This window comes from Microbacterium sp. Kw_RZR3 (assembly GCF_029222405.1).
Lineage (GTDB): Bacteria > Actinomycetota > Actinomycetes > Actinomycetales > Microbacteriaceae > Microbacterium.
The window spans coordinates 1-443 of sequence record NZ_JARHXC010000157.1 but is presented as its reverse complement, the minus strand read 5'-3'; the positions used below and the strand labels follow the sequence as shown (position 1 = coordinate 443).

Here is a 443-nt window from a genome sequence, read left to right as displayed (position 1 = left end):
CTCCGGCGTCGGTGAAGGTGGCCGACAGTTCGACCGCGGCGTGATGGACGAGGGGGAGTTGGGCGCCCTCGTTGTTCCACGGCCGGTCGGACCAGACCGACACGCGCGCGCTCGACCACTCGGACACCTCGCCCGAGCGCAGGTGCGCGACGAGCCCGTCCTGGACGGATGAGGCGCGCTCCTGCGCACGCTCGACGACCGGGCCGCGAGCGGGTCCGTCCGTCACGACGCTGACTCGCACCGCGGCTTCCTCGGCGCGCACGCGGGCGCTGCTCTCGCCGCGGACGGTGATGACGACCTCGCTCATGCCGCGAGCCTACGGGAGGCCGGTCCTCCGAGGCCGGGCGGGCGCGGTCGGGGCGGACCGTCCGGCGGAGTTCGTTGTGGACACGCCGGTCGATGGCCGCCCCGCACGGCGTGTCGCGGCCGAACTCCGCGTGACG

Annotated in this window: 1 protein-coding gene; it reads right to left on the bottom strand. The window is 74.9% G+C overall.

Annotated features, from left to right (window positions below):
• Positions 1 to 307 (bottom strand): SIMPL domain-containing protein (locus tag P2P98_RS08365; protein WP_275799027.1); only part of this gene is annotated, 307 nt, incomplete at its 3' end.
• Between the last annotated feature and the right edge of the window lie 136 nt (positions 308 to 443).